The following is a 22,339-nucleotide window of genomic DNA, read 5'->3' as shown; positions in this document are numbered from 1 at the left end:
CTGCGGAGGTGACCGGACATGACGACGACGTTCCAAGAGCTCGACGGCCTCACCGGCCTCGGCGCGCGGATCACCCGAGGCGACGAGGCGGCCTTGGCCGAGGCGTATGAACGCCTGGCCCCCGCCATCCGCGGATACGTCCGCGGGACGGTGCCGCAGGGGTCGGTCGACGACGTGATCCAGCTCGTGTTCCTCGAGGTCTGGCGCTGCCGGGAGCGGTTCGACCCGGCGCGCAGCCTGGAGGCCTGGGTCCTGGCGATCGCCCGGCGCAGGGCGATCGACGTCCTGCGCCGCGAGTCCCGGCATTCCGGACGCGCGGTGCCCTACACCGCGGCGGCCGGATCCTGGGACAACACCGCGTCCGTCGGCACCGCCCAGGACGTCCGGGCGGCACTCGCCCGGCTGCCGGAGGTCCAGCGCGAGGCGATCGCGCTCGCCTGCTTCGGCAGGCTCACCCAGCGGGAGATCGCCGACCGGCTTCACGTCCCGCTGGGCACGGTCAAGGCCCGCACGGCCCGCGGCCTGCGACGGCTCGGGGAGCTGCTGTGACCGCCGTGAGGCGGGGCGCCACGCCCGCCGCACCCGCGACCCCGCTGCCCGCCCCCGTGCGGCCCAGGATCGGCGCTTCGGCCTGCCTGCTCGGCGAGCCCGTGCGCTACAACGGCGGCCACGCCCGCTGCAAGTTCCTCACCGAGGAGCTCGACCCGCTGGTCGAGTGGGTGACCGTCTGCCCCGAGATCGAACTCGGCCTCGGCGCGCCCCGTCCGACCCTGCGGCTGCGCACGGACGGCCACCTCATCTCCCGCGACGGGACCGTCGACCACGCCGAGGGCATCGCCGCAGTCAACGAGCGGGTCATGCCCCGCTTCGCCGACCTCGACGGGTTCGTGGTCAAGTCCCGCTCGCCCTCCTGCGGCCTGTTCGGCGTGTCCCGCTACGCGTCGGGGCTCCCCGACGAGCGGACCGACGGCCAGCCCGTGGACCGCAAGGGCCGGGGCGCCTTCACCGCCGCCCTGGTCGCGGCCTACCCGGACCTGCCCGTGGAGGAGGACGGACGCCTCAACGACCCCCTGCTGCGCGAGCACTTCGTGGAACGGGTCTTCGCACGGGCCCGGATGCGCGCGCTGTTCGGGGCGCCCTGGCGGCCGCGCGACCTCGTCGCCTTCCACAGCAGGCACAAGCTCCAGATCCTCGCGCACGACCCCGTCGGGTACCGCGAGGCGGGCAGGGTCGTCGCCCGCGCCGGATCGGACGCGCCGGAAGACCTCGTGCCCGCCTACGCCGGCGTGTTCGCCGCCGCCCTCGCCGTCCGGCCCATCCGCGGCCGCCAGGTCAACGCGCTGCACCATGTGCTCGGCCCGCTGAGCCGCCGGATCGGCCCGGTGCGCCGGGCCGGGATCGTCGCCTCGATCGCGGCGTTCTCGGCCGGTGAGGCGCCGCTCAGCGTCCCCGTGGCGCTGCTGCGGCACGACGCCGAGGCCGAGGGCCTGACCTACCTGACCGAGCAGACCTTCCTCGAACCGTTCCCCGCCGCGCTCCCCCTGCGGCACCGCCTGTGAAGGAAGTCCCCCCGTGGCCCTCTCCGGATTCGCCGTCATCGGCTCGGGGGTGTCCGGCCTGACCGCCGCGCACCTCCTGGCCCGACGCGGCACGACCACCCTGTACGAGGCGGACTCCCGCCTCGGCGGGCACGCCCACACCCACGACCTGCCCGCCGGAGACGGTCGCGCGGACGGCCCCACCGTCCCGGTGGACAGCGGCTTCATCGTGCACAACGACCGCACGTACCCGCTGCTCACCGGGCTGTTCCGGGAGCTCGGCGTGGCCACCCGCGACACCGAGATGAGCATGTCGGTGTCGTGCGCGGGGTGCGGCCTGGAGTACGCGGGCGCGCGCGGCCTACGGGGGCTGCTGGCGGGCCGTCCCACCCGGCCCTACCTGGGGATGCTCAGGCAGGTGCCGCGCTTCCACCGTGCCGCGCGGGCGCTGCTGTCGGGCGGTGACGTGTTCGGCGGGCGGCTCCGGGAGGACGACCCGACGGTCGGGGAGTTCCTCCGGGCGGGAGCCTTCACCCGGTACTTCACCGCGCACTTCGCCAAGCCGCTCGTCGCCGCGGTGTGGTCGTGTCCGCCGGGGACCGCGATGGACTACCCGGCAAGGCATCTGTTCGCTTTCCTGGACAACCACGGGATGCTGTCGGTGAACGGGTCTCCGCAGTGGAAGACGGTCGTCGGCGGCTCCCGTGTGTACGTCGAGCGCATAGCCGCGGGGTTGCCCGAGGTCCTCCGGGACACCCCGGTACGGGCGGTCGTACGGCACGCCGACGGCGTGGACGTCTACGACGCCTCCGGCACGACGCGGAGCTATGCCGCCGCGGTCATCGCCACCCACGCCGACCAGGCCCTCGCGGTGCTGCCCGACCCGTCGGCGGACGAGAAGCGCGTCCTTGGGGCCTTCACCTACTCACGGAACCCCACGGTCCTGCACTCCGACACCTCGGTGCTGCCGCGCGCATCCGCGGCCCGAGCGTCGTGGAACTACGCGATGGACCTCTGCGCGGCGGACGTGGACCGCGTACGGGTCAGCTACGACATGAACCGCCTCCAGGGCCTGCCTACCGCCGAGCGCTATCTCGTCACCTTGAACGGGGCGGTCCCGGCGCGTCATGTGCACGCCCGGATGGTCTACGCCCACCCGGTCTTCACCCGCGAGTCCGTCGCCGCCCAGAAGGAGCTGCCCGGCCTCTCCGACGGCCGGCTCGCCTTCGCCGGGGCCCACCACGGCTGGGGCTTCCACGAGGACGGTTGCCGCTCCGGATTCGCGGCGGCCCGCGCGCTGGGAGCGATCCCGTGACGCCCGCCCTGTACGAGTGCGTCATCACCCACGCCAGGGCGGCGCCCGTCCGCAACGTGTTCACGCTCCGGACCTACCTGTGGCTGGTCGACCTCGACCACCTGCCCTCCCGCGGCCCGCTCGCGCGCTTCCGCGGCCGCGACCACGGCGACGGCGGCGACCTGCGCGCGGACCTCACCGCGTTCCTCGCCGGGCACGGCCTGCCCCGGCCGGGACGCGTGACCATGCTGTGCCACGCGCGCGTCCTCGGGCATGTGTTCAACCCCCTGACCGTCTTCTGGTGCCGCGCCGAGGACGGCTCCGCGCTCTGCACCGTCGCCGAGGTGCACAACACCTACGGCGGCCGCCACCGCTACCTCCTGCGCCCCGACGAGAAGGGCCGCGCGGAGACGGCCAAGGAGTTCTACGTCTCCCCGTTCCTGCCCGTCGAGGGCGCCTACCGGCTCAGCCTTCCAGAGCCCGACGGACGGCTCAGCCTGTCCGTCGCCCTGCACCTGCCGGACGGCCCGCCCTTCACCGCCTCCGTGCGGGGCGAAGGCCGACCGGCCACCTGGACCGCCCTCCTGGCGGCCTTCCTCCGGCACCCCGTCGCCCCGCTGGTGGGGGCCGCCCGCATCCGGACCAAGGGGATCGCGCTGTACCTGCGCGGCGTCCCCGTCGTCCCCCGTGACCCGACCCCTTGCGACACCACCTCCCGCGACACGATCAGGAGAGCACCATGACCGCGCTCGCCGAGACGGCCTCCCGCTGGCCCGCCTTGGACGCCGTTCCGCCCTACACCCTGCGCGCGCGGGCGGCCCGTCTGCTGTTCCTGCGGACGATCCGCCGCCTTCCGCTCCGCGTCGCGCTCGCGGACTCCGGCCCGGCGACCTCCGTGCCACCGGGCTCCGGGCCGGCGGACTCCCTGCTCTCGGGCCCCGGACCTACGGGCTTCCCGCTGTCGGACCCCGGGCTGCCGGACGAAGTCGTGGGCAGGGGCGGGCCCGTCCTGCGCGTCCACCGGCCCGAGGCGTTCTTCGCCAGGCTGGGCCATGACGGGCTCATCGGCTTCGGTGAGTCGTACATGGCCGGAGAGTGGGACGCCGACGACCTTCCAGGGGTGCTCACCGCCTTCGCCGGCGCCCTGGACACGATGGCGCCGCGCGCCTCCGCTTGGCTGCGCCCATTGGTCCTGCCCCGGCGAGGCCCGGACGAGGACGGCACCAAAGAGCGTGCGCGCTTGAACGTCAGCAGTCATTACGACCTGTCTAATGATCTGTTCGCCCTGTTCCTCGACGAGACCATGTCCTACTCCAGCGCGCTGTTCCCCGACGTAGACGGCCGACCGGCTCCCGGCGACCTCTCCGCGGCGCAGCACCGCAAGATCGACCGGCTGCTCGACCGGGCGGGCGTCGGCCCCGGCACCCGGCTCCTGGAGATCGGAACGGGCTGGGGCGAACTGGCCATCCGCGCCGCGCACCGGGGCGCGACCGTCACCACGATCACCCTTTCCGCCGAGCAGCGGGACCTCGCGCTGCGCCGCGCGGCGGCCGCCGGAGCCGCCGACCGGGTGACCGTCGAGCTGTGCGACTACCGGGACGCGACCGGCGCCTACGACGCGATCGTCAGCGTCGAGATGGTCGAGGCCGTCGGCGCCCGCCACTGGGGCGTGTACTGCCGCGCCCTGGACCGGCTGCTCGCGCCGGGCGGCACCGTCGCCCTCCAGGCGATCACCATGGCCCACCACCGGATGCGCGCCACCCGGAACACCCGGACCTGGGTCCACAAGTACATCTTCCCGGGTGGCCTCATCCCGTCCGTGACGGCGCTGGAACGGGCGCTGCAAGGCACGGCGCTGAGGATCCGCGACGACTTCGGCTTCGGCCTCCACTACGCCGAGACGCTCCGCCTCTGGCGCGCCGCCTTCACCGCGCGGGAGGCCGAGGTCGGCGCGCTGGGCTTCGACGCGGTGTTCCGGCGCATGTGGGAGTTCTACCTCGCTTACTCCGAGGCGGGCTTCCGCGCCGGTTACCTGGACGTCCGGCAGTTCGTGCTGGCGCGGGGGTGAGGGAAGTGCTCTGGCTGAACCTCGTAGCGAGCGCGGCGGCCATCGCCGTGCTCATGGGAGTCACCTACGCGCTGGGCGTACGGAAGGGCTCGCACGCGCTCATAGACATCACCTGGGGTGCCGCGTTCTCAGTCGTCGCACTGGTGAGCCTCGCCCTGTCGGCCGGGCACGGCGATCCCGTGCGGCGCTGGACCGTCGCCGCCCTGACCGTCGTCTGGGGAATGCGTCTCGCCGTCCACCTCGGGCGGCGCAACTGGGACGCCAAGGAGGACCCGCGTTACACCGAGCTGCTCTCGCCCGCGCCCCCTGAGCGACGGGACAGGTACGCGATACGGAAGGTCTACCTTCCGCAGGGCGTGTCGGTGCTGCTGGTCTCGCTGCCCGTCCAGGTGGCGATGTACCAGACGGCGCCGCCGGGGGTGTTCCTGTGGCTGGGCGCGGCGGTGTGGGCCGTCGGCCTCGGGTTCGAGGCGCTCGGCGACCGGCAGCTCGCCGCGTTCAAGGCGGACCCGGCCAACCGGGGCCGCGTCCTCGACACGGGCCTGTGGCGGTACACGCGGCACCCGAACTACTTCGGCGACGCCCTGGTGTGGTTCGGCTTGTTCCTCACCGCCTGCGACGAGCCGCTCGGCCTGCTGACGGTCGTGTCGCCGCTCGCCATGCTGTGGTTCCTCACCCGGGTGACCGGGGTGCGCCTCTCCGACGCCCGGATGGCCGACCGCAAGCCCGGATACCGCGAGTACATGGCCCGTACCAGCGCCTTCGTCCCGCGGCCGCCCAGGCGTCGTCCGTGAGGCGGCGGGATCCGGGACGGCCTTCGGGAACCCGCCCCTCAGACGTCGGTGGCCTCCTCGCGGGCCGCCGCCGTCGCGTCGGTGACGTCGCGCAGGAAGGCCGCGATGACGGCGCGCTCGGCGGGCGTGTACTTCACGGCGACCTCGCCGATGTGCTGCGCGAGGGGGCCGAACAGGCGCTTGCCGGTGTCGCGGGCGGTGTCCGTGGCCGTCAGATGGACGAGGCGGCGGTCGCCGGGCTCCCGGTGCCGCTCGATGTGCCCGGCGCGTTCCAGGCGGTCCAGGAGGGCCGTGGTGGCCGGGGGGCTCAGGTGCAGCGCCTCGCCGAGGCGGCGCGGGGTCAGCGGGACGCCGTCGCGCACCGCGCGCATGATCACCGAGAGCGCGCTCAGATCGGTCCGGTGCACCCGGTGGTACGCCCCGACGGCTTCGCGGTAATGGTCGGTCTCGGTGGCGACCAGATGCAGCCACTGGACCAGATCCGCGGGCTCGGCCCCGTCGGGAAGGGGTCGCGTTGAGTTCGGCACGGACACAGCATAGTCTTTCCGCCATGGAATCATTCGACGATCGAACTACCACCCCCGGCGACCCGCCCCGTCTCTCCGCGGCCGCGCGCCTGGCGGCGCCGGTGATCGCGGCGGTCACCGGCCGGCGGTCCAAGTGGGCGGTCGTCGCGGTCGCGCTCGCGGCCTCACTCCTCGTCCTCGCCTTCGGCGGTACCGCGACCAAGGACGACGGGCCGGGCGCGGCCCTGCCCAAGGGCGCCGAGTCCGCCGCCGTCGCCGAGCTGAAGGAGCGGCTGCCCGGCGCCGAGATCCAGACCGCGATGGCCGTGTTCGACCGCGCGGGCGGGCCCTTCACCGAGGCCGACAAGGCGTTCCTCGCCGAGCGCGCCGCGGCCTTCGCCCCGACCGCGCTGAACGGCCAGGTGGGCCGCGCCGTCTTCGCCGAGGACGACGGCACCGCCCTCATCCTCGTGCCCCTCGGCGGCGACCTTCGCGACGACGCCCTCGCCGACGCGGTGGGGGACCTCCGGACCGAGGCCAAGGCGGGCCTCCCGGACGGGGTCACCGCCCAGGTCACCGGCGGCGCCGCCTTCTCCGTCGACCTGTCCTCGGTCTTCGACGGCGCCAACACCGCGCTCCTCGGCGCGACCGCCCTCGTCGTCGCCCTTCTGCTGCTCATCACCTACCGGAGCCCCTGGCTGTGGCTGGTGCCCCTCACCGTCGTGGGGATCGGCGACCAGGTGGCGACGAAGGCCGTCTCGGCGTTCTCCCGCTGGGGGGTCCTCACCGTGGACGGCTCCACCCTGGGCATCACGTCGGTCCTCGTGTTCGGCGCCGGCACCAACTACGCCCTCCTCGTCATCGCCCGGTACCGGGAAGAGCTCCGGCTCGAAGACGACAAGCACGTCGCGATGCGAAGGGTGCTCGCCGGTGCGGGGCCCGCCGTGCTCGCCAGCTCCGGGACCGTGTTCCTCGCCCTCCTCTCGCTGGCGTTCGCCGTCACGCCCTTCAGCCGCAACATCGGGCTCGCCGGGGCCGTCGGCATCGCCGTCGCGGTCGTCTACGCCCTCGTCGTCCTGCCTTCGGCGCTGCTGCTGTTCGGCCGGGGGCTGTTCTGGCCGTTCACACCGCGCGTCGGGCAGCACGACAAGACCGGCGAAGGGGTCTGGGGCAAGACCGGACGGTTCGTCGCCCGCCGGCCCGCCGTGGTCGCCGCGGCCTCGGCGGTGGTCCTGGCGGGGCTCGCGCTCACCGCGACCGGCATCACCACCGGACTCGCGCAGACCGAGCAGTTCCGCACCCCCGTGGAGGCGACCGAGGGCCAGAAGACGATCGCGGCGGCCTTCCCCGCGGGCGTGGCCGACCCCGTCATCGTCCTCGCCAAGGCCGCGACGGCCGAGCAGGTGCGGACGGCCGCGGCGGGCGTCGAGGGCGTCGCGGAGTCTTCGGTCGGGGAGACCGACGGCGACCTCACCAAGGTCACCGCCGTCCTCACCGCCGAGCCCGGCACCGAGCAGAGCTTCCAGACCCTGCGCGACCTGCGCGCCGCGGTCTCGGCCGTCCCGGACTCCGACGCGCTCGTGGGCGGCACCCAGGCCGAGGACCTCGACAAGCGCGAGGCCGCGGAGCGCGACCAGCGCGTCATCATGCCCCTGGTCCTCGCCATCGTCATGGCGATCCTGCTGCTCCTCCTCCGCTCCGTCGTCGCCGCGGTGCTCCTCATCGGAACGGTGGTCGCGAGCTTCGCGGCCAGCGTCGGCGCGGGCTGGATGATCTTCCACGGCCTCCTGGGCTTCCCCGCCTTCGGCGCCGAGGTCCCCCTCTTGGCCTTCCTGTTCCTCGTCGCCTTGGGAGTCGACTACAACATCTTCCTGGTCACCCGGGCCCGCGAGGAGTCCGTCACCCGGGGCACCCGTGAGGGCGTGGTCCGCGGCCTCGCCGTGACGGGCGGCGTCATCACCAGCGCAGGCATCCTCCTGGCTTCGGTCTTCACCGTCCTGGGCGTGCTCCCCCTCCTCACCCTCACCCAGATCGGCGTCATCGTCGCGGTGGGCGTCCTCCTGGACACGCTGCTGGTCCGCAGCATCCTCGTGCCCGCCCTGGTCGTCCTCCTGGGCGACCGCTTCTGGTGGCCCGCCACCCCCGCCAAGGCGATCGACGAGCCCGCCAAGGAGCTGGCCACGGCCCCCTGACCCGACCGCGACGCCCCGGGGAGCTCCGCCTGAGAGAAGCGGACTCCCCGGGGTAGGTCCAAGACGACGACCTCAGAGGGAGCCCACATGAAGACGCTGTTCAAGACATCCCTGGCAGTGGCCGCCACGGCCGTCCTGGGCTCTCTCGCCACCCGCCCCGACACCCCCTGGTACCAGAACCTCGCCAAGCCCTCATGGCAACCGCCCCCCGCGGCCTTCCCCCTCGTCTGGACCCCCCTCTACATCTCCCTCGCCTACGCGGGCGCCCGAGCCATCGACCACGCCCCACCCGAGTCCCGCCCCGCCCTCATCCGCGCCTACGCCCTCAACCTGGCCCTCAACGCCGCCTGGACCCCCACCTTCTTCCTCCTCCGATCCCCCAATGCCGCCCTGGCCGAGATCACCCTCCTCAACGCCTCCAACGCCCTTCTCATCCACCGCTTCCTGAACGCCGACCGCCCCTCCGCCCTCCTCCTAGTCCCCTACGCCGCCTGGACCGCCTTCGCCACGGCCCTGACCGCCGCCATAGCCACCAGAAACTGACCCGGTACAAATCCCCCAATTCCGGAAATCCGAGAACGTCGACCACAAGGCCGGGTGCCTTTTCGGGGAACTGCTCGACCGGTCAGCGACGGAGGGTGATGGTCCGTCGTGCAAGGTCGTGCATGTTCTGAGCGGAGGTTCGGCCATGGCCCGGAGTCCGTGGCGGGCGACCCGGAGTCCGACGACGGCGGTTCCCCGACCATCCGGTGGGACGCGGGACGTCTCCCCGGTCGAGTCCGAAGCCGAGCGCGTCGCCGGTCAATGCCGTTCGACCACTTCGACGGTGACGGGCGTCCGACCCGAACGAGCGTCACCGAGGACCCTGCCGTCGCGAAGCTGTGCACGGCAGCCTTCGACGCCGTCGGGTCACGCGGGACCGGCCACCGGGATCACCGCGCCGAGCAACCGCTCACGTGCCCGCACAGTCGTCTTCGTCCAGCGTTCAGCGGGCCCGGCAGGCTCCTGGCGTCCGCCTTGGGCGCCTTCGCGTGGTCGCCGGGCTCAGCAAGCGTGAGCCCGGCCGCGCGCTGCGGGTGGCATGAGTGTACGAACGGACCAAGCGGTTCCGCTCCTACTCGTCCTGGCTGGTCCCCGGCGTTCTCCAGACACGCGGCTGCACCACGGCGGTCTTGCGCACGATCATGCGCAGAACCGACGCACCGGACGACGTCGAGGCGGCGGTGAACGCCCGCAGGCAGCGGCGGCGGGTCCTCCGCGAGGGAGACCACCGGTTCCCGTTCGTCCTAACGTGGAGTCATGGGCGACAACGACTCCGAATCCGCCGAGGCGGGTGCATCGGAATCGCCACTTGGGCGGCCCGCTGTCAGAACCTCGGATCGGATGGGCTATGTGTCCGACCTGGCGGTTTTTCTACGGGAGGACTACGGGGTCGATGCCGTGGTGGCGCCGGGGGAAGAGGGGCAGGCGATGGTGGTCCGGGTGACGTCGGGGCGGGGGAATCCGTTGCGGTGGCGGCCGACTTCGTGGCGAAGGCGGGTGGGCGGCGGTTCGTGAGGGGTGCGCGCGGGTGGGGAGAGGTGGTTCCGGTTGGGCGTGCGGGCTTGGCTCGCACCCGTTGACGAGCCCGATGCGGCCGCCTCGGCGGTGGTGCGGGAGCTCTACGACGGGGAACCGGACGACGCGACCATCGCGCGCGTCATGCGGCTCCCTTTCGGCGTTTGAACCCGCCGGAACCGCTTCCCCCGCGGGGCCGCCGGCGCCGGACGGGGAGCATGTGGCGGAGGTGGGGTCTGGAGCGCGGCGAGGCCCCGGCGTTCCTTGGACGGGTCCAGGGGCCGGGGCCTTGGCGCGGGAGGGCTAGGCGGGCTTGTAGACCTCGCTTTCGGTCTCGAAGACCGCCAGGGACGGGTCGTGGTCGAGGGAGCCGGTGTCGGCCATCGCGGACATCCAGTGGTGGAAGTTGTCGCCTCGGTCGCGCAGGACGTCGTACAGGCGGACGGTCAGGCGGCGGCGCACCGCGGCCAGCTCCGGGTGGGTGTAGCGGTTGCTGAGTTCGTGCGGGTCGGTCGCCAGGTCGTAGAGCTCGTTGCGGGACTCGGGGTTCACGACCAGTTTGTAGCGGTCGTCCCGGATCATGCGCTGCGGGTACGGGAAGTGGTGGCCGTGGAACTCCGCAGTGAGCTCCGCCCGCCACGGGACGTCCTCGCCCGCCACCAGCGGGAGCAGGCTCGCGCCGTCGACGGCCTGGGCCGGGTCGAGGCCGGCCAGGTCGAGGATCGTGGCGGTGCAGTCGGTGAGGCCGACGAACTCGCGGCGGACCTGTCCGGCGGGCATCCCCGGCACCCGGACGATGCCCGGGATACGGTAGATGTCCTCGTACATGGCCGGGCCCTTGTCGTGCAGGCGGTGGGCGCCGGTGAACTCCCCGTGGTCCGCGGTGAAGAAGACCGCGGTCGAGTCCTCCAGGCCCAGCTCGCGCAACGTGTCGAGGATGCGGCCGATCTCCCCGTCGATCATCGCGGCGTAGCCCCGGTAGACCGCGATGAGCTTCCGGGAGACGTCCTCGGCGAGGGTGTCGTACGTCCAGAGCGCGCTGTAGTTGCGTTGGACGGGCGGCTTCCCTTCGAACGTCTCCGCGACGGACGCGGGCAGCTCGATCTCGTCCGGGTCGTACATGTCGTAGTACTCCTCCGGCAGGAGGTACGGCAGGTGCGGTCCGAAGAAGTGGGTCGCGAGGAAGAACGGGCGGCGGCCGGTCCGGTAGTCGTCGGCGTACTCGTGCAGCCGCTCGATCGTGCGCGTCGCGAGGTAGTGCTCGAACGTCGCCTCGACGGGCTGGTGCAGCCGGGCGGCCAGCAGGTTTCCGGGGTTCCCGTTGGGCAGGGTGCCCCGGACGTGGTCGCTGATCTCGTACGGAGGCAGGCCGTTGTCTTCGAGGTACTTCAGATAGTCCGGGTGGTCCACCGGGTTGTGCCAACCTGGCAGATCCGCCCCCTCGAACCCGAAGTCCGCGGCGTTCCGGTGCGTCCCGACGTGCCACTTGCCTTGCAGCCCGAGCCGGTACCCGGCCGCGGAGAGCGCCGCGGAGAAGGTGAACTCCTCGCGCGGCAGGTCCTCCATGTAGCCGACGTTGCGCTCGTGGTTGGCCAGCAGTTTGTGCCGGAAGGGCAGCTTCCCGGTGAGGAGGCTGGCCCGGGCGGGCGTGCAGATGGCCGTCGGCGTGTAGGCCCGCTCGAACAGCGTGCCGGACGCGGCGAGGCCGTCCAGGGCGGGGGTGGAGACCTCCGTCGGGTTGTGGCAGCCGAGTGTGTCCACCCGGTGCTGGTCGGTCATGAGGAACAGGATGTTGCGGGGTGAGGCACTCACTTGCCGGCGACCTTGCCGTAGACGTCGCCGAGGTAGTACGTCGAGGGCTCGGGGACCTCCTTGAGCTTGCCGGCGCCGACGAACAGCTCGGACATGCCCTTCAGCCACGCGTCGACGGAGCCGTCGGCGGTCTTGGCGGCGATGTCGGCGGTGTTCAGGGGCCGGCTGTTGGCCTGGTCGGCCTTGACCTGGTCCTCCGGCAGCTTCAGGAACTCGGCGGTGGCCTTCACCGACTCCTCGGGGTTCGCCGAGCGGTAGTCGCTGGCCTCCTGGAGCACCTTGACGACCTTCTCGACCAGCTCCGGGTCCTTCTCGACGACCTCGTTGCCCGCCACGTAGGCGGTCGGGAAGCTCTGGTCGAAATCGGCGTTCTTGGCCAGTTCGACCAGGTCGGGAACGCTCTTCTTGATGGTGTCGATCATCGGGTACCAGATGCCCGCGGCGTCGATCTGGCCCGAGGCGAACGCGGACGCGACCGTCGCCGGGTCCATGGGGACGCGCTCGATGTCGTCGACGGTGAGCCCGGCCTTCTTGAGCGCCAGGGTGAGGATCATGTCGCCGGAGGTGCCCTCGGGGACGCCGACCTTCTTGCCCTTGAGGCCCTCGAGCGAGGTGATGCCCGGCTGCGCGATGACGCGGTCGGCGAGGCCGAGCGAGTTGACGGAGATGACCTTGGCCTGGCCGGAGGAGGGCAGCCACAGGGCCCCCGGGCCGATGTAGCCGAAGTCGAGGTCGCCCGAGCCGAGCGCCTGGATCTGGAGGGGGCCGTTGGTGAAGACCGAGACCTTGGGGTCGAGTCCGTTCTTCTCCCACAGCCCTTCCTGGTCGGCGATGGCGAGCAGGGCCGAGCCGTTGTAGTCGGCGATGTAGCCGAAGTCGACCTTCTGCGCGCCGGACTCGGCGGACGGGTCGTCGCCGCCGCAGGCGGTCGCGGTGAGGCCGAGGACGGCGGCGGTGAGGGCGGCGAGGGCGATGCGGGCTCTCATGGGATCAACCTTTCGCGTGGGTCTGCTGCTGGGCGGGCTGGTGGGGAGGCTGCTGCGTGGGCTGGTGGTACACGGCGCGCCATACGCGGTTGCGCAGGGCGGCGAACTCGGGGGAAAGGCGGGTCTGCTCGGTCCGGGGGTAAGGCAGGTCGACGTCTATGACCTCCTGGACGCGGCCCGGCCCCGCGGCCATGACCACGACCCGGTTCCCGAGGTACACGGCCTCGTCGACGTCGTGCGTGATGAACAGGACGGTGCGGCGCTCGCGGCTCCACGTGTCCAGCAGCTGGTCCTGCATCCGGACGCGGGTGAGCGCGTCGAGGGCGCCGAAGGGCTCGTCCATGAGCAGGACGCGCGGGTCGGCGGCGTAGGCGCGGGCGATGGCACAGCGCTGACGCATGCCGCCCGACAGGGTCTTGGGGAGCGCGTCGGCGAACTCGGCGAGGCCGACGAGGTCGATGTACCGCTGCGCGCGGGCGCGGCGCTCGGCCTTGCCGATGCCGGCGATCTTGAGGCCGAACTCGACGTTGCCCCGGACCGTCAGCCAGGGGAACAGCGCGTACTGCTGGAAGATGACCCCCCGGTCCGGGCCCGGCCCGGTGACCGGTCCCCCGTCCACGGTGACGCTCCCGCTGGTCGGCGTGACCAGCCCTGCGGCGATCCCGAGCAGGGTGCTCTTCCCGCAGCCGGACGGCCCGACGACGGTGACGAACTCGCCGTCGGCGAGGCCCAGGTCCACCGAGCTGAGCGCGGTCATCGTGTCGGCGCCGAGCGGGTAGACCTTGCCGACGCCGCGGAACTCGATCTTGTTCATCTGCGGTCCTGCCATCCGGTGAGGCGGCGCTCGGCGGCCAGCAGCAGCCGGTCCATGAGCAGGCCGAGGACGCCGATGGTGATGAGGCCGACGAAGATCGTCGGCAGGTCGTAGTAGATCTGCGCGTGCTGCATCCGGAAGCCGAGGCCCTCCTGGGCCGCGATCAGCTCGGCGGCGACGAGGGTCGCCCAGGCGCTGCCGAGGCCGACGCGCATGCCGACGATGATGAACGGCGACGAGGCGGGCACCACGACCCGGGCGAAGATCACCCGGTCGTTGGCGCCGAGGACGCGGGCGGCGTTGATGAGGGTGCTGTCGACCCCGATGACGCCCTGAAAAGTAGAGATCACGCACGACAGAAAGGCGCCGAGGCCGATGACGACGAGTTTGGGCGTCTCGCCGATGCCGAGGAGCACGATCGCGAGCGGGATGATCGCCAGCGGCGGGATCGTCCGGAAGAACTGGACCCACGGCTCCAGCAGGCCGCGCGCGGTGCCGTACCAGCCCATGAGGAAGCCGACCGGGACGGCCAGGGCGGTGCCGAGGGCGAAGCCGATGAGGACCCGGCGGAGGCTGGCCAGGGCGTCGTCGAAGAGGGTGCCGTCGGAGATCAGCTCCCGGCCTTGCTCGGCGACCTCGATCGGGCCGGGCAGGCCCTGCACGCCGGCGCCCGCGAGGGCGGCCCACAGGCCGATGCCGGCGGCGAGCGAGATCAGGTTGAGCACGGGGACGGGCACGCGCGGGCGCTGTTCGCGCGGCGCCTTCGCCGAGCCGTGCGGGGCCGCCTTCCCGACGGCCTGGGCACCGGTCACGACGGCCTGCCGATCGTCACGGTGCGCAGCTCGTGGGCGCCGTCGGCGCGGCTGACCTCGTAGTACAGGCGCAGGCCCTCGCCGTCGGCGATCGCATCGACATAACGGACGGAACCGGACCCGTGCGGGGTGACGACGGCGGGGCCGTCGACCGTCAGGCGCTCCCAGTGCAGCAGGTCGGGCGAGAACGCGAGGCCGGTCTTCTCCTCGTAATTGCGGGAGTAGTGGGACTCGCCGTCGTAGAAGCCGATGAATCCGGAAGAGGTCTCCACGACGCTGTTGATCCGCGCGGCCCAGCCGTCCCAACCGTCGCCGGGCTCGAAGACCACGCCGCGCCAGGTCCAGCTCGCGCCGTCGTCGGTGCTCTCGGCGAGCGCGGTCACCGAGAGGGACAGGCCCGTGTTGTAGATGTCGGCGGTCGCGTGCGCCGCGGTGGCCTCGGCGGTGCCGAAGGTGCCGCGGGCGGCGCTGACCAGCATGATCAGCCGGCCGTCGGCGGTCCGCTGCACCCGCGGGTCCTTGACGCCCTCGGTGCCGGTGGAGGCCGCGGTGAAGACCGGGCGGCGCGTCGCCACGTCGAACGCCTCGGGTGCGGCGGCCTCGACGACGTCGATGCGCCAGCGGTTGTCGGCGGCGTCGACGTAGCTGAGGTAGAGCTGGTAGACGCCGTCGGCGCGGCGGTGCAGGCAGAACCGCTCCATCGAGGGCGAGTCCAGCTCGGACTTCTCCACCGTCCAGACGTCGCGGAAGTCCACGCCGTCGTCGCTGACCGCGACCGCGCAGCGCCAGCCGCGCTCGGTGCGGGCGTCGCCGCGCGGACGGCGTCTGCGGTAGGTCATGAGGTAGCGGCCCTCGTCGGGCAGGACGCTCGCGCAGCCGACCCAGTAGCCCGGTTCGTCCTGTTCGGGGGTGAGCACGGTGACCCCGGCCTCGGGGTCGAAGGCGGGAATGGCGGTCATGATTCGTCCTCTCCGCGGCCTGTGCCGCCGGGGTAGCCGATGAGAAGCGGCGAGTCGTGGGCGACCAGGGCCAGCGCGCCGAGCGCGCCGACCTCGTCGCCGAGCGCCGCGGGATGTGCCGGAAGGCGCTGGGCGGGCGGCAGGTGGACGGCGAGGGCGGCCTCCGCGGCGGCCAGCACGCGCGGCACCGCGACCTCCCCGCCGACGACGATCCGGGCCGGGCTCACCGTGTTGCAGACCGAGGCCAGCGCGAAGCCCAGGGCCCGTCCGGCCCGGTCGAAGGCGGCGACGGCGCTCGCCTCGCCTGCTTCCAGTGCTTCAAGCGCGCCAGGCAGGTCCGCGGCTCCGGCTGCGGAGACGACGGCGGGGACCGACGCGACGGTCTCCAGGCAGCCCCGGCCTCCGCACGAACACGGCGCTCCGGCCGGATCGACCGGGATGTGGCCGATCTCGCCCGCGCCGCCGCCCGCGCCGCGCAGCAGCCGTCCGCTGACGACGATGCCGCCGCCGACGCCTTCGGAAAGGCGCGCGTAGACGACGTCCGAGAAGCCCTTGCCTGCGCCGCGGACCATCTCGGCCAGCGCGGCGAGCCGGGTATTGTTGTCGACCGCGACCGGGACGCCGAACCGCTCGCCGAGCGCGTCCGTGAGGGCGGTGACCCGGCGGGTCTGCTCGGCGGTCCGGCCGAGGGGCCCGGTGACGCCGACGCCGATGCCGTGGAGCGGTCCGAGGCCGGTGCGCAGGGAGTCGACGAGGCCGCAGGCGATCTCCAGCCGGCGCTGCCAGGACGTCGTCCTGGCGTAGCCGAGCGCGGCCGTGCCGATCACTTCCTGCGCGGCGTTGGCGACGGCCACGTGGACGCGCCGGTGGCCGAAGTCGAGGCCGATCGCCTGGCCGGTGTCCGGGTTCAGGGTGAGCAGCTCGGCGGGCCTGCCGGGCGGGCGCTTGCGGCCCGCGGACTCCGGAGTGGTGACCACGACGGCGCCCCGGGCGACGAGCGCGCCCGCGATGTCGGACAGCGTGGAGCGGGACAACCCGGACAGGGCGCCCAGCTCGGCGCGGCTCAGCGCGCCGCGCTCGCGGAGCAGCGCGACCACCCGCTCCTCGTGCCCGAGGCGGACACGGGCGAGCACGCCGGGTTCGGTCTCGGACATCGTTCTGCGCACTCTCCGGAAGAAGGGTTTGGCCGGGACTCCGGATGAAATCCCCGCTGGTGAAAAGGGAGGCTAACAGCCCAACAACCCACAATCCATACCTTTTCTACCTGAAAGACATGTGGGCTGCGTCACTTTCCGGCCGCGGCGCGGTTCGTCCGAAGATCCCGGAGTTTCCCGGATTCTCGATACGGTGGTTCCGACGGGTCTTGCGCGGACGGAGGCGTGGTGTTCATACAGCTGATCGAGGCTCCCGCGAGCAGCGCGGACACCCTGCGCGCGGCCTCCTACCGGTGGGCCGACCGGCTCGGCGCGACGTCCGTCGGATGGCTCGGCTGCACCGGGGGCGTCACCGGCGACGGGGTCTGGATCAGCGCCGAACGGTTCGAGTCCGAGCAGAAGGCCTGGGTGGAGAACGGGCGCCCGGGGCGGCGCCGCTGGTGGGCCGAGACGCTCGACGGGCTCGCCGGGGAGGCCCGGTTCGTCAACTGCCGCGAGGTCGAGGTGTTCGCCCCCGACCCGGACGCGATCGATACCGCCGGGTATGTCGAGGTCGTCCAGGGGCGGGTGAAGGATCCCGTCCTCATGCGGACCCTCCTGCGCAGCATGGAGAAGGAGATGTACGGCCACCGGGCCGACCTCCTGGGCTCCACCCTCGCCTTCCACCCGGACGACGGGTACACCCACCTGCTCTACCACACCAGCGAGGACGACCTCTTCGACGCGGAGCTCCGCGAGATCCCGCCCCGCGTCAAGGCGATGATGGACGCGATCTACGAGCTGAACCTGAGCACCCCGCGCAGGCTCGCCCTCACCGCCCCCTGGATCCACTCCCGCCGCACCACCGACCGCTGACCGTCGGCGGAGGCCGCCGCGGTCCGGGCCCGTGCGGGCCCGGACCGGCCGGGGTCAGCGCAGGGAGGCCCAGGCGGCGGCCAGGAGGGGTTCGCAGGCCAGGTGCGGCTTGCCCTCGGCGTCCCGCAGGCGCAGCGCGCCGAGCGCGCGCAGGACCTCGACGACCTCCGTGTGGTCGGCGTAGCCGGCGCCGGCGAGCGTTGAAAGGGCGAGCGCGGGCTGGTCGGACTCGCCCGCGACCTCGAGCCACACCGCGAGGTCCCCGGCGGGGCCCTGCTCGGCCTGACGCGCCAGAACCGTCCAGGCGGCCTCGAGCGTCGGGTCGTCCAGCACGCCCGTCGAGCGGACGAACTCCCGGGCCGCCCCGCCGAGGTAACGCGCGACGGACTCGCGGGCCTCCTCCGCGTCCCGCACATCGTCCTCGGCGAGGAGGACGAGCAGCGACGGCCAGCCCCCGGTCAGCGCGAACAGCTCGGCCGGGTCCAGACCGTACGCGCGGCCCGGCTCCTCGGCGACCGCTTCCGCGATCTCCTGCGCCGTGAAGGGCGCGAGCTCCAGGATCCGCGCAGGCGGGGTGTCCCGCAGCCGCGTCCACAGCGCCGCGTACCTTGGCGGCACCACGGCGACGACGGCGAGCGCCCCACCGCTCCCGCTCACCGCCTCGACGGCCTCCGCGAGCCCCGCCCGCGCCGCGTCCACCGACCTGCTGACGGCGAGATCCAGCACCACGAGCGTCACCCCCTCCGCCCGCCCCGCCCGCTCCACCGCGCTCCCGAGGACCGCCTCCCCCAGGCCCGTCCCCACCGTCCAGACCGCGACCCCTTCCTTCGCCTTCCCTTCCTCCTCCAGCACCCGCCCTACTTCCAGCAGCCCCAGCGCCTCACCCCCGACCACCAGCCAGACCCCGGCCCCTTCCCCCACGCCCTTGACGACCCGCCCGGCCCAGACCGGCCCCCACCCTTGCGCCCCCAGCGCGCTAGAACCCGGCGCAGGTACCTCACTCCCCTCAACGAGCACCGCCGGGATCTCCGCGGTCTCCTCCCCGGCCCCCCGCAACACCTCGGCGAGGACGACCTCACCGTCGGCCGCCACGACCGCGTCAGCGGCCACCGCGAACTCCGCGCCCTCCGACGACCCGGAACCCAGCGCGCTGGGAACTCCTGTCCCCTCGACCGGCGCGGGGACCTCTTCGGCGGGCGCTGCGGCCCCGGCCGCCTCCTCAGCGCCCCCGGCCCCGGCCTGCACGTCGGACCCGGCCGCCTCCTCTGCGGTGGCCCCTCCCCCCGCGTCTCCTGGCGCACCGGCTCCGGCGCCCGGCAGGCCAGGCACCCGCGCGAGCTCCTCGCCTCCTTCGGCGGGCACGGGCGGCAGCTCGGCGGTGTCCTCCGCACCCGTGCGAAGAATCTCGGCGAGGACGACCTCACCGTCAGCCGCGGGCTCCGACCGCGACGCGACCTCCTCGGCCCCACCCGCCCCAGCGGCCTCGGACGTCCCGGACGTCCCGGAAACCGAGCCGTCCAGCGCGCCGGAGTCCACCCCGACCGCAGCGGACCCGGAGCCCACCGGCGCGCCCGGCACGCCGGACGCGGCATCAAGCGCGGCGGAGTCCACCTCGGCGGCTTCGACGGGCGAAGCGGACTCGGCGCCCTCCAACGCGGAAGAGACGAGCACGCCTACCGCACCGGACTCCGCGCCTTCCGCGCCAGGAGCATGACCGGCGCTCTCAGAGCCGGAGGGATCCTGCTCGCCATCCCCGTCAGCGGGCCCGGAAGCAGGATCGGAAGGACCCCGTCCGCCATCCGGGTCGGTCGACTCGGAGAGGACCCGCCGGTCATCCCCATCGGCAGGCCCGGAAGGGCCCTGCCCGCCATCCGGATCAGCCGAATCAGAAGCAGCACCGGAAGGATCCTGTCCGCCGTCCGGATCGGTCGGCTCGGCGGGGTCCTGACGATAGTCCGGATCGACGGGCTGCGTCGGGGAGGCTTCGCCGACGGGTTCGGTGTGCGGAGCGGCCGGGAGTTCGGACGACGGGTCGGTGGCCGGATCCGCGCCGGGGGGCGTGTCGGCCGCTTCCGCTGGAGCCTGACCCGCTACGGGAGAGTCATCCGTTTCGTCGCTCTTGGCACCGTCGGGAGCGTCCGGCTGCGGGTCGGTCTCGGACGACGCAGCCTCGCCGGAGACCGGGACCTCGGCGGACGACGGGGATTCCGCGGACTCCCCAGGCTCGGCGGCCCCGGCGGCCTCGACGAGCGGCGCGTCCAGCGCGCTGGAAGCCTCGGCCTCCCCAGAGGCGGAATCCGCCGGATCCGCCTGCCCCTCGGGTTCGACGGGCGGGCCGTCCGAGCCGTCCGGCGCGGGGACCGTCGAGCCTTCACCGACCGCGGAGACTTCGGCGGACGCGGCGGTCCCGGACGCCTCGAAGGGCGTGTCCGACGCGTTCGGCGCGTCCGGCACGTCGGGAGTTGCCGCGCCCTCGGGGGCGGAATCAACCGGGTCGCCCGGCCCATCGAGCTCGACGGACCCGGCCGGGACATCCCCTTCCTCGCGCCCGGAACCGACCGGTTCGTCCCGGTCCTCAAGGTCGGCAACCGGGACACCCGAGTCGTCGGACCCGGGCGACGAGGCGGGTCCGTGGGCCGCCGGTGCCGCCGACCGGTCGGACGCCGGGGCCTCAGCCGGTTCCGCATCGGTGTCATGCGCGGCCGCGGTTCCGACCTCGAGCGCACCGACCACCTCGGACTCGGCGACCTCGGCGGGCGCAGAGGCTCCGGGCGCCTCAACCGGCGGCACCCCCGAAGCCGCCGCACCCTCGGTGACGGAATCGCCCGATTCGCCCCGCCCATCAAGATCAGCAGCCGCAGAGACACCCGTCTCTTCGGGCGCGGAAGCGGACGGTTCGCCCGGACCATCGAGGCCGGCGGGGGCAGCCGGAGCGACCGTTTCGACGGGCACGGAATCAGACGGTTCGCCCTGCACCTCAGGGTCGCCGAGCAAGGCGCTGGAGTCATCGGACACAGAGACCGGCGAGACCTCGGACTCGGAGACCCCCGCGGACGCGGCAGCCTCGGACACCTCGACGGACGGCGAGCCCAGCCCACTCGAAGCGCCGGCCCCGAGGGCGGAACCGGACGGTTCACCCCGACCCCCGAGGTCGACGGGGGAAGCCGGAGCGACCGTTGCGACGGAGGCGGAATCAGACGGTTCGCCCTGCTCGTCGGGGTCGACAGACGAGATGCCGGAGTCATCGGGCGCGGGGACCGACGACTCTTCAGAAGACTCGGAGAGCTCCGCGGACACAGGGGCTGCGGAAAGCTCGGCGGACGGCGAGCCCGGCGCGCTCGAAGCGGCACCCTCACGGGCAAAAGCGGACGGTTCGCCCTGTTCGCCGGAAGGCCCGGAGACTTCGGCGGACTCGGGGGCCTCGGACTCCTCAACGGGCGGCGCGCCTTGAGCCGCCGCGCCCTCGGGGACGGAATCAGACGGTTCGCCCGGCCCGCCGGGACCGACGGGCGGGATACCGGAGCCGCCGGACGCGGGGACCGACGAGGCTTCGGAACGCCCAGAGGACTCAACCTCGAAAGGCTCGATGAGCAGCCGGCCCATCGCGTTCCAAGCAGCCTCATGGTCGGAAACAGACGATTCGTCCTGGCCTTCGAAATCGGCGGGGGCAGCCGGGGCGGCCGTTTCGACGGGGGCGGAAGCTGATGGTTCGTCCTGGGCCTCGGAGGTGGCGGGCGGGGTGCCGGTCTCTCCTGCGGGGAAAACGGACGGTTCGCCCTGGAAAGGCGACTCCGGCGACTTCGGTGCTTCGTCGGCATTGCCGGGGTCGGGGAGGTCCTCTTCGGGTGAGGCGTCCCGGTTCGGATCCGGGTCGGCCTCGGACTCGGCGACGGAGTCGGACGGGGCGACGGGGAACCCGGCTTCCGCGGTCGCGGGGGTCGCCGCAGCCGGGTCGGGGTCGGGGAGGGATTCTGCGGGCGAAGCGTCCGGGTGCGGGTCGGACTCGGACTCGGACTCGGACTCGGACTCGGACTCGGACTCGGCGACAGGGTCGGACGCGGCGACAGGGTCGGACGCGGCGACGGGGAACCCGGCTTCCGCGGTCGAGGGGGTCGCCGCAGCCGGGTCGGGGTCGATGTCGGGGGTGTCGGACCCGGGTGCGAGCGCCGTGGGGGTCTCCTCGGGCTCTGCGGACTCGGGGGGCTCCGGGGCGGCCGCCTCGGGCGTCGACGGGTGCTGCGCGTCCGGCGTGTCGGGCTCGGGCTCGTCAGCGGAGAGGGCGGCTTCCACGATCGCGGAATCCGGCGCGGCCCGCACGTTGGGCTCGGGGTCGGCCGGGGCGGCGATCGTGCCGGGAGCGGGCTCGTCCTGCGGCTGCGAGGTGAGGGTGATGGCGCGCTTGGAGACGGGCCAGAGGAGGCGTTGCCAGGTGGGGGGCCAGAGGGATTCGGCGGTGGCGACGAGGGAGTCTTCGTCGGGGTGGTGGGTGGAGGCGGCGTCCAGGAGGTCGCAGAGGAGGAGGAGTTCGGGGGTGGGGGTGGTGGAGGCGGCGCGGATCTCGGTGAGGAGGTCGGCGTAGCGGGGCGGCCCGGTGAGGGAGGCGAGGGCGGCGACGCGGAGGCGGTCGGCCTCGGCGGCCTCCAGGAGAGGGAGGGAGGGCGGGGTGCCGGGGAGGGCGGTGACCGCCGCGTCGAAGGCCGCGACCACCTCGGCCAGGGCGCCCAGGTCCGGGTCGGTGGGGCGGGTGCTCTCCTGGAGCGCGGCCAGGATGCGGTGCGCTCCTCCCACGGACGCGGGCAGGACGCCCCGGAGGACCTCCAGGATCTCCGCGTTCTCCGCCTGCTGCTCCGGGCCCCGCCCGGCCCCTTCGTTCACCGACACAGCACAACACCCCTCGCCGAAGGTTCCCGTCGAACATCAGCCCGAACGACACTGCGGCGAGCGTAGGACGCCCCACCCGACAACTTCCGCTAATTCACCAAATAGCAACTCCCCCGC

At 73.1% G+C, this 22,339-nt stretch carries 19 protein-coding genes and 1 pseudogene; 12 read left to right on the top strand and 8 right to left on the bottom strand.

From position 1 onward, the window contains the following. Positions 1–18 precede the first annotated feature (18 nt). From EDD29_RS09105 to EDD29_RS09080, 6 genes are read left to right on the top strand one after another with little or no spacing between them, the layout of a single operon-like run. Entirely contained in the window at positions 19–549 is a 531-nt protein-coding gene (locus tag EDD29_RS09105; RefSeq protein ID WP_123663972.1) for an RNA polymerase sigma factor, read from the top strand. Next, positions 546–1,559: a YbgA family protein gene (locus EDD29_RS09100; protein ID WP_342774408.1), complete on the top strand. Its 1,014-nt coding sequence runs from the start codon at positions 546–548 to the stop codon at positions 1,557–1,559. The genes EDD29_RS09105 and EDD29_RS09100 overlap by 4 nt, the downstream gene beginning before the upstream one ends. Positions 1,560–1,572: 13 nt before the next feature. Continuing rightward, positions 1,573–2,853 carry an NAD(P)/FAD-dependent oxidoreductase gene (locus tag EDD29_RS09095; protein WP_123663971.1) on the top strand — a complete coding sequence of 427 codons (1,281 nt, stop codon included), beginning with the start codon at positions 1,573–1,575 and terminating at the stop codon, positions 2,851–2,853. After that, positions 2,850–3,575 carry a DUF1365 domain-containing protein gene (locus EDD29_RS09090; protein ID WP_246052632.1) on the top strand — a complete coding sequence of 242 codons (726 nt, stop codon included), beginning with the start codon at positions 2,850–2,852 and terminating at the stop codon, positions 3,573–3,575. The genes EDD29_RS09095 and EDD29_RS09090 overlap by 4 nt, the downstream gene beginning before the upstream one ends. Next, complete coding sequence (locus EDD29_RS09085) at positions 3,572–4,900, top strand: SAM-dependent methyltransferase (protein ID WP_123663969.1); 1,329 nt, start codon at positions 3,572–3,574, stop codon at positions 4,898–4,900. The genes EDD29_RS09090 and EDD29_RS09085 overlap by 4 nt, the downstream gene beginning before the upstream one ends. 5 nt (positions 4,901–4,905) lie before the next feature. Then, complete coding sequence (locus EDD29_RS09080) at positions 4,906–5,694, top strand: DUF1295 domain-containing protein (RefSeq protein WP_342774407.1); 789 nt, start codon at positions 4,906–4,908, stop codon at positions 5,692–5,694. 38 nt (positions 5,695–5,732) lie between these two features. Here EDD29_RS09080 and EDD29_RS09075 read toward each other — a convergent pair whose 3' ends face one another. Further along, positions 5,733–6,221, bottom strand: coding sequence for a MarR family winged helix-turn-helix transcriptional regulator (locus EDD29_RS09075; protein ID WP_211359610.1), 489 nt, complete (start codon positions 6,219–6,221; stop codon positions 5,733–5,735). A gap of 23 nt (positions 6,222–6,244) precedes the next feature. Here EDD29_RS09075 and EDD29_RS09070 point away from each other — a divergent pair, with 23 nt between their 5' ends. The 5 genes and pseudogenes from EDD29_RS09070 to EDD29_RS47630 all read left to right on the top strand — a co-directional run bounded on the left by EDD29_RS09070 (position 6,245) and on the right by EDD29_RS47630 (position 10,117). Then, a complete protein-coding gene (locus tag EDD29_RS09070; protein ID WP_123663967.1) occupies positions 6,245–8,392 on the top strand; it encodes an MMPL family transporter in 2,148 nt (715 codons plus the stop codon). Between the two features lie 87 nt (positions 8,393–8,479). After that, positions 8,480–8,935, top strand: a complete 456-nt coding sequence (locus EDD29_RS09065) for a TspO/MBR family protein (protein ID WP_123663966.1) — start codon at positions 8,480–8,482, stop codon at positions 8,933–8,935. A gap of 542 nt (positions 8,936–9,477) precedes the next feature. Further along, a pseudogene (locus EDD29_RS46755) lies at positions 9,478–9,669 on the top strand (Scr1 family TA system antitoxin-like transcriptional regulator); the annotation flags it as partial. 22 nt (positions 9,670–9,691) lie between these two features. Beyond that, positions 9,692–9,949: a hypothetical protein gene (locus EDD29_RS44885; RefSeq protein WP_148085909.1), complete on the top strand. Its 258-nt coding sequence runs from the start codon at positions 9,692–9,694 to the stop codon at positions 9,947–9,949. 33 nt (positions 9,950–9,982) lie between these two features. Then, positions 9,983–10,117 carry a hypothetical protein gene (locus tag EDD29_RS47630; RefSeq protein WP_281281048.1) on the top strand — a complete coding sequence of 45 codons (135 nt, stop codon included), beginning with the start codon at positions 9,983–9,985 and terminating at the stop codon, positions 10,115–10,117. Positions 10,118–10,252: 135 nt separating this feature from the next. On the opposite strand, the gene EDD29_RS09060 is transcribed toward EDD29_RS47630, so the two are convergent. Genes EDD29_RS09060 through EDD29_RS09035 form a run of 6 tightly spaced genes read right to left on the bottom strand, consistent with a single transcriptional unit; the run spans position 10,253 to position 16,486 of the window. Then, positions 10,253–11,761 carry a sulfatase family protein gene (locus EDD29_RS09060; RefSeq protein WP_246052630.1) on the bottom strand — a complete coding sequence of 503 codons (1,509 nt, stop codon included), beginning with the start codon at positions 11,759–11,761 and terminating at the stop codon, positions 10,253–10,255. Continuing rightward, positions 11,758–12,747 (bottom strand): aliphatic sulfonate ABC transporter substrate-binding protein, encoded by a 990-nt coding sequence (locus tag EDD29_RS09055; protein WP_123663964.1) that lies wholly within the window; start codon positions 12,745–12,747, stop codon positions 11,758–11,760. The genes EDD29_RS09060 and EDD29_RS09055 overlap by 4 nt, the downstream gene beginning before the upstream one ends. A 4-nt stretch (positions 12,748–12,751) precedes the next feature. Next, entirely contained in the window at positions 12,752–13,561 is an 810-nt protein-coding gene (locus EDD29_RS09050; protein WP_123663963.1) for an ABC transporter ATP-binding protein, read from the bottom strand. Beyond that, positions 13,558–14,373, bottom strand: coding sequence for an ABC transporter permease (locus EDD29_RS09045; protein ID WP_123663962.1), 816 nt, complete (start codon positions 14,371–14,373; stop codon positions 13,558–13,560). The genes EDD29_RS09050 and EDD29_RS09045 overlap by 4 nt, the downstream gene beginning before the upstream one ends. Then, the gene (locus tag EDD29_RS09040) at positions 14,370–15,332 is read right to left on the bottom strand and encodes a glycoside hydrolase family protein (RefSeq protein ID WP_123663961.1); all 963 of its coding nucleotides are present in this window, start codon (positions 15,330–15,332) and stop codon (positions 14,370–14,372) included. Before EDD29_RS09040 ends, EDD29_RS09045 begins: the two co-directional genes overlap by 4 nt. Continuing rightward, the gene (locus EDD29_RS09035; protein WP_123663960.1) at positions 15,329–16,486 is read right to left on the bottom strand and encodes an ROK family transcriptional regulator; all 1,158 of its coding nucleotides are present in this window, start codon (positions 16,484–16,486) and stop codon (positions 15,329–15,331) included. Before EDD29_RS09035 ends, EDD29_RS09040 begins: the two co-directional genes overlap by 4 nt. A gap of 228 nt (positions 16,487–16,714) precedes the next feature. Here EDD29_RS09035 and EDD29_RS09030 point away from each other — a divergent pair, with 228 nt between their 5' ends. Next, complete coding sequence (locus tag EDD29_RS09030) at positions 16,715–17,341, top strand: hypothetical protein (RefSeq protein WP_123663959.1); 627 nt, start codon at positions 16,715–16,717, stop codon at positions 17,339–17,341. Positions 17,342–17,395: 54 nt separating this feature from the next. Here EDD29_RS09030 and EDD29_RS09025 read toward each other — a convergent pair whose 3' ends face one another. Continuing rightward, positions 17,396–22,222: a hypothetical protein gene (locus EDD29_RS09025; protein WP_123663958.1), complete on the bottom strand. Its 4,827-nt coding sequence runs from the start codon at positions 22,220–22,222 to the stop codon at positions 17,396–17,398. Between the last annotated feature and the right edge of the window lie 117 nt (positions 22,223–22,339).

Origin of the sequence: Actinocorallia herbida (assembly GCF_003751225.1) — a bacterium.
Classification (GTDB): domain Bacteria; phylum Actinomycetota; class Actinomycetes; order Streptosporangiales; family Streptosporangiaceae; genus Actinocorallia; species Actinocorallia herbida.
This window is presented reverse-complemented; position numbering and strand designations above follow the sequence as displayed.

Bases quoted from the DNA above. Each gene is read 5' to 3' on its own strand.
- EDD29_RS09105 (WP_123663972.1), top strand. From the start codon at position 19: ATGACGACGACGTTCCAAGAGCTCGACGGCCTCACCGGCCTCGGCGCG.
- EDD29_RS09085 (WP_123663969.1), top strand. From the start codon at position 3,572: ATGACCGCGCTCGCCGAGACGGCCTCCCGCTGGCCCGCCTTGGACGCC.
- EDD29_RS09070 (WP_123663967.1), top strand. From the start codon at position 6,245: ATGGAATCATTCGACGATCGAACTACCACCCCCGGCGACCCGCCCCGT.
- EDD29_RS09065 (WP_123663966.1), top strand. From the start codon at position 8,480: ATGAAGACGCTGTTCAAGACATCCCTGGCAGTGGCCGCCACGGCCGTC.
- EDD29_RS44885 (WP_148085909.1), top strand. From the start codon at position 9,692: ATGGGCGACAACGACTCCGAATCCGCCGAGGCGGGTGCATCGGAATCG.
- EDD29_RS09055 (WP_123663964.1), bottom strand. From the start codon at position 12,747: ATGAGAGCCCGCATCGCCCTCGCCGCCCTCACCGCCGCCGTCCTCGGC.
- EDD29_RS09050 (WP_123663963.1), bottom strand. From the start codon at position 13,561: ATGAACAAGATCGAGTTCCGCGGCGTCGGCAAGGTCTACCCGCTCGGC.
- EDD29_RS09040 (WP_123663961.1), bottom strand. From the start codon at position 15,332: ATGACCGCCATTCCCGCCTTCGACCCCGAGGCCGGGGTCACCGTGCTC.
- EDD29_RS09035 (WP_123663960.1), bottom strand. From the start codon at position 16,486: ATGTCCGAGACCGAACCCGGCGTGCTCGCCCGTGTCCGCCTCGGGCAC.